The sequence below is a fragment of the Elioraea sp. Yellowstone genome (assembly GCF_006704265.1).
In the GTDB taxonomy this organism is placed as follows: Bacteria; Pseudomonadota; Alphaproteobacteria; order Acetobacterales; family Acetobacteraceae; genus Elioraea.
The window spans coordinates 1-5,108 of the sequence record NZ_VIKA01000197.1; the positions used below are offsets into that span (position 1 = coordinate 1).

At 73.5% G+C, this 5,108-nt stretch carries 7 protein-coding genes; 3 read left to right on the plus strand and 4 right to left on the minus strand.

Annotation, left to right across the window (positions count from 1 at the left end; genetic code table 11):
* The coding region (phnE, locus tag FK498_RS17250) for a phosphonate ABC transporter, permease protein PhnE (protein ID WP_141856740.1) at positions 1 to 774 on the plus strand (774 nt) is incomplete at its 5' end.
* Complete coding sequence (phnE, locus tag FK498_RS17255) at positions 771 to 1,592, plus strand: phosphonate ABC transporter, permease protein PhnE (protein WP_237560996.1); 822 nt, start codon at positions 771 to 773, stop codon at positions 1,590 to 1,592. The genes phnE (FK498_RS17250) and phnE (FK498_RS17255), both read left to right, overlap by 4 nt.
* Before the next feature lie 20 nt (positions 1,593 to 1,612).
* Here phnE (FK498_RS17255) and FK498_RS17260 read toward each other — a convergent pair whose 3' ends face one another.
* From FK498_RS17260 to phaR, 4 genes are all read right to left on the minus strand, one after another.
* Positions 1,613 to 2,347, minus strand: coding sequence for an SDR family NAD(P)-dependent oxidoreductase (locus FK498_RS17260; RefSeq protein ID WP_141856742.1), 735 nt, complete (start codon positions 2,345 to 2,347; stop codon positions 1,613 to 1,615).
* Entirely contained in the window at positions 2,344 to 3,306 is a 963-nt protein-coding gene (locus FK498_RS17265) for a tripartite tricarboxylate transporter substrate binding protein (protein WP_141856744.1), read from the minus strand. Before FK498_RS17265 ends, FK498_RS17260 begins: the two co-directional genes overlap by 4 nt.
* 94 nt (positions 3,307 to 3,400) lie before the next feature.
* The gene (locus FK498_RS17270) at positions 3,401 to 3,835 is read right to left on the minus strand and encodes a helix-turn-helix domain-containing protein (RefSeq protein ID WP_141856746.1); all 435 of its coding nucleotides are present in this window, start codon (positions 3,833 to 3,835) and stop codon (positions 3,401 to 3,403) included.
* 165 nt (positions 3,836 to 4,000) lie between these two features.
* Positions 4,001 to 4,636, minus strand: a complete 636-nt coding sequence (gene phaR, locus FK498_RS17275) for a polyhydroxyalkanoate synthesis repressor PhaR (RefSeq protein ID WP_202614903.1) — start codon at positions 4,634 to 4,636, stop codon at positions 4,001 to 4,003.
* 153 nt (positions 4,637 to 4,789) lie between these two features.
* Between phaR and FK498_RS17280 the strand changes: the two genes are divergently transcribed.
* On the plus strand, positions 4,790 to 5,086 hold the full coding sequence (locus tag FK498_RS17280) for a hypothetical protein (RefSeq protein WP_141856748.1): 297 nt from the start codon (positions 4,790 to 4,792) through the stop codon (positions 5,084 to 5,086).
* Positions 5,087 to 5,108: the final 22 nt, after the last annotated feature.

Genomic DNA, 5,108 nt, shown 5'->3' on the forward strand with positions numbered 1-5,108 from the left:
GCGTTCGCGGCCGCGACCCTGGCCGCGGCCTGGATGGGCGGCTTCGATCCGGCGCGGCTGGCCGGCGGCCTGCCCAGGCTCGGCGAGTTCCTCGGCCTGCTCGTGCCCCCGCTCCGCGCCGCGACGCTCGGGGAGGACATCGCCGCCTGGTACTGGGGGCTCGGGCGCTGGCTCGTGCTGCTGGGCGACACGCTGCTGATGGCGCTGCTCGCCACCACGCTCGGCACGCTGGCCGGTGCCGCCCTCTCCATCCCGGCGGCCGCGAACCTGACATCCGGCGCGATCGCCTACTGGACCAGCCGGCGCGCGCTGGAGTTCGCCCGCGCGGTGCCCGATCTCGTCTTCGCGATCGTCTTCGTCTTCGCCTTCGGCCTCGGCCCGCTGCCGGGCGTGCTCGCGATCGCCGTGCACACGGCCGGCGCGCAGGGCAAGCTGTTCGCCGAGGCGAACGAGAACATCGACATGCGCCCGCTCGAGGGCCTGCGCGCCGCGGGCGCGAGCCCGCGCGAGGAGGTCGTCTACGGCGTCCTGCCCCAGGTCCTGCCGAACTGGCTGTCCTTCACGCTCTGGCGCTTCGAGGTCAATGTGCGCTCCGCCACCATCATCGGCTTCGTCGGCGCCGGGGGGATCGGGCTCGAACTCTACGAGGCGCTGCGGCTCTCCTACTACGACGACGCCGGCGCGATCCTGGTGATCGTCGCGCTGACCGTGTTCGCGATCGACTGGCTCTCCGAGGTCGTGCGAGGGCGCATCGTGCGGGGGGCGCGGCCGTGACGGCGACGGCGCGGCGGCACGCGCTCGAAGCGATGCTGGCGGCGCGCGGCCGGCGCAGGGCGATGGCGCTGGTCGGCCTGGCCGGCTTCGCCCTGCTGCTCTGCGCGGCGGCGTGGCGCGTGGAGCTGATCGGGCCGCGGCTCGCCGAGGGCTTCGGCAAGCTCGGCGGCGCGGTGCTGCTGATGCTGCCGCCGCGCGGCCTCCGGCATCTTCCCGAATGGCTGCTCGCCCTGGCCGAGACCGTCGCCATGGCCTTCATGGGCACGCTGCTCGGCGCGCTCGCCGCCCTGCCGCTCGGCTTCCTCTGCGCGCGCGGCGTGCTCGGCGTCCGGACGTTGCAGTTCGGCTTCCGCCGCTTCGCCGACGCGCTGCGCAGCCTCGACCACCTCATCTGGGCGATCGTGTTCGTCCGCGCCGTCGGTCTCGGCCCGCTCGCTGGCATCATGGCGATCGCCATGGTGGACGCCGGGACCTTCGCCAAGCTCTATTCCGAGGCGATCGAGAACGCCGACACGAGGCCGCTCGACGGTGTGCGCGCCGCCGGCGGGTCGGGACGCGAGGTGATCCGCTGGGGGCTGCTGCCGCAGGTGCTGCCCAACATGCTCGCGAGCACGCTCTACATGTGGGAGAGCAACACCCGCTCGGCGACCATCCTCGGCATCGTCGGCGCGGGTGGCATCGGCTATCAGCTCTCCGACCGGCTGCGCGCCTATGACTGGGGCGAGGCGAGCACGATCATCCTGCTGATCCTGGTCGCGGTCTACGCGATCGACATCGCGAGCGCGCGGCTGCGGCGGCGGCTGATCGAGGGGCGGTGACCGCCCCGGCGCGCGCGGCGTCAGGTCAGCATCTGGCCGCCGTCGACCGCGATCGTCTGGCCGGTGACCCAGCGTGCGGCGGGCGAGACGAGGAAGAGCGCGACCTCGGCCACCTCCTCGGGCGTGCCCAGGCGCCCGAACGGGATGCCCGCCAGCACGCGCGCATAGAGCGGATCGCCCGCGAGCCGCCGCCTCTCCCAGCTGCCGCCCGGGAACTCGATCGAACCGGGGGCGATGCAGTTCACCCGGATGCCCTGCTTCGCGAGCGCGACCGCCTGGCTCTGCGTGTAGTGGACCAGGGCCGCCTTCGCCGCGCCGTAGGGCGGCGTGCGCGGGCTCGGCCGCAGTCCGGAGATGGACGAGATGTGCAGGATCGACCCGCCGCCCGCCGCGGCGATGTGCGGCACGGCCGCCCGGCTTGCGCGCACGGACGCCATCACGTCGACCGCGAGGCTCGCCGCCCAGCCGGCCTCGTCGTCGCTCGCGCCGAAGCCGGAGGCGTTGTTCACCAGGATCTCGATCCCGCCGAGCGCAGCCGCCGCCTCCCCGATGTAATGGCGCACCGCGTCACCCTCGGCGAGATCGCAGATCGCGGCATGGGCGAAGCGTCCGCGCGCCTCCGCCACCCCCGCCGCGCCGCGCGCGCAGACCGACACCGCCGCGCCCGCCGCCGTCAGGGCCTCGGCGATGGCGCGACCGATCCCGCGCGTGCCACCGGTCACGACCGCGCGCTTGCCTGCCAGCGCGCCCGTCACTGCACGGTGATCCCGGCCGTCTCGATCACGCGCTTCCAGGTCGCGCTTTCGGCACGGATGTGCGCCTCCGACTCCGCGGGGCCGAGCGCCGGGAGGTCCGAGCCGGCCTTCGCGAGTCCCTCGCGCAGCGCGGCACTCGACCGCGCCGCGGCGAGCACCGCGGCGATCCGCTGCACCACCGGCTCCGGTGTTGCGCGCGGCACGAACAGCCCGTGCCAGGTGAGCACGGTGAGATCCGGCAGTCCGGCCTCCCTGGCGGTCGGCACCTCCGGCAGCGCACCCATCCGCGTCTCGCCGGTGACGAACAGCGCCGCGAGCCTGCCTTCGGCCACATGGCCCTGCACGGCCGAGAGCAGGGTGATGAAGGCGGCGATGCGCCCGCCCAGCAGGTCGGTGATCGCCTCGGGGCTGCCGCGATAGGGGACGTGCACCAGGGGCGCGCCGGTCCTCTGCTTGAACAGCTCCATGCCGAGATGGGCGAGGCTGCCGGGCCCCACCGAGGCGTAGGAGAGGTCCGCGCCCGGGGCCTTCGCCCTGGCGACGAACTCCGGCAGCGTGCGCGCCACCCGCGCGTCGGCGACGAACACGAAGGGCGCGGTCGCGAGCAGCGCGAGCGGGCGCAGGTCGTTCAGCGGATCGATCGGCAGGTTGCGGCGCAGGTGCGGGATCATCGTGAAGCTGCCGGGGAAGCAGACCAGCAGCGTGTGCCCGTCGGCCGGCGCGCGCGCGACCGCCTCGGCACCGATCATGCCGCCGGCGCCGGCGCGCGGCTCGACCACGATCGCATGGTTGCCGATCCGCTCGCGGATCGCGTCCGCCCAGAGCCGCGCGGTCAGATCGACCGTGCTGCCGCCGGGGGCGCAGACGATCATGCGGATCGGCTCGCGCCCGGGCCAGTCCTGCGCGATGGCGGGCGTGGCGGCGAGGGCGGCGGCAAGTGTGGCGGCGGCAAGACGCATGGCGGGCGGCTCCGGCTGCACGGACGCCGCAGCCTAGCCTCCGGATCGGGGCTTGGTAAGCGCGCCGTCGCCTGCGAGCGGGGCGACCGCCTCGCTACTCCGCGTCGGGGCCCTCGGCGGCGAGCGCGCGCGCCATCTGGCTCAGCGCCGCGCGGTGCCGTTCGTCGCGGATGCGGGCGAAGTTGCGCGCGACCTCGAGGCAGAGGCGCTGGCGCTGGGAGAGCTGTCCGCTCTGCCCGCCGGCGCCCAGCCCGTCGAAGAACCAGCTCACCGGCACGCCCAGCACCTGGGCGACGGCGTAGAGCCGCCCGGCCGAGATGCGGTTCAGCCCACGCTCGTACTTGTGCGCCTGCTGGTAGGTGACGCCGATCGCCTCGGCGAGCTGCTGCTGGCTCAGCCCCAGCATCAGTCGCCGCTCGCGGATGCGCGCGCCGACATGGCGATCGACGGTGTTGGCCCGCAGGGGAGGATGGGCCGGTTTCTCGACCCCCTCGGCGACCGACGGGGCAGGCAGCGGCGAGACGCTCATCGTGTTCTCCCAACGCTGGCGCGGTGCGATGGCCGGCCGTAACGCCGGACGATGGCCTAATCGGGACATGCAGCCGGAAGTTGCAGTCCCGGGCGGGCACGAACACGTGAGGGGTCTGCCCCGCCCTCGTTCCGATCCGGGAAGGCCCCGGTCGGCGGGGGCGTGCTACGTCGTGCGCCCGCGCAACGCCTCGAGCTCGCGCTTGAGCGCGGCGAGTTCGCCGCGCAGCCGCTCGAGTTCGCGCAGCTCCTCCGCAGCCGGAGCAGGTGTGGCGCCGGGCTCGGGGCCGCCGGAGGCGGCGCCGCGATAGAACGGCGCGAAGAGGCTGAACGCGCGTTCCATCATCGCCATGTTCTGCTTGCCCATCTCCTCCATGGAGAAGGGGAACAGTCCCTCCATGGTCTGCTGCATCGCCCGGCGCATCTGCTCCTGCTGGCGCGCGAACATCCCCATCGAGTACTCGAGATAGCGGGGCACCAGAGACTGCAGGCTGTCGTCGTAGAAGCTGATGAGCTGGCGCAGGAAGCCGATCGGCAGGAGGTTGCGCCCCTTCGCCTCCTCCTCGACGATGATCTGCGTCAGTACCTGGCGGGTGATGTCCTCGCCCGTCTTGGCGTCGTAGACGACGAACTCGCGCCCCTCCTTCACCATCTGCGCGAGGTGGTCGAGCGTGACGTAGGACGAGGCCTCGGTGTTGTAGAGCCGCCGGTTCGCGTATTTCTTCACCACCACCGGCGGTGCCTGCTCCCCGGTCTTGCCGGTCTGGTCGGCGGGAGCGTCGGAGCGAACCGGTTCAGCCATCCACCTGCTTCCTCTCGGTCCTTGCTGCGGTGCAGCCTAGCACCGCCCGTCCGCCTCGGCACGCGCTATCTCGCGGTGCAGGCCCGGCTGCGGGCGGCGTTTCGCGCCGCCTCGCGCATGCTCTAGGATGGCGGCCTGAGATGGACGGGACCGATGGACGGGGCCGAGGACACCGGGGCCGAGCTCGACCAGCTCGCCCGGGACTGGATCGCGCTGTGGCAGAGCGAACTCGCCGCGCTCGCCTCCGACCCGGAGGCGGTGGAGGCGTGGACGCGGCTGGTCTCGCTCTGGGCCGCCTCGGCCACGGCCGCGCTCGGGATGATGCCGCGCGGCGGCGCCGCGCATGAACCGCCTCCCGCCCGGCCCTTCGCGCCGACGGGGCCGTCAGACGAGTCCAAGGCGCGTAAATGGCCATGCCGCGCACCGGCCGGCGCCGGCCCCGCCGCCTGATACCCCGCCCCCAAAGGGTCGA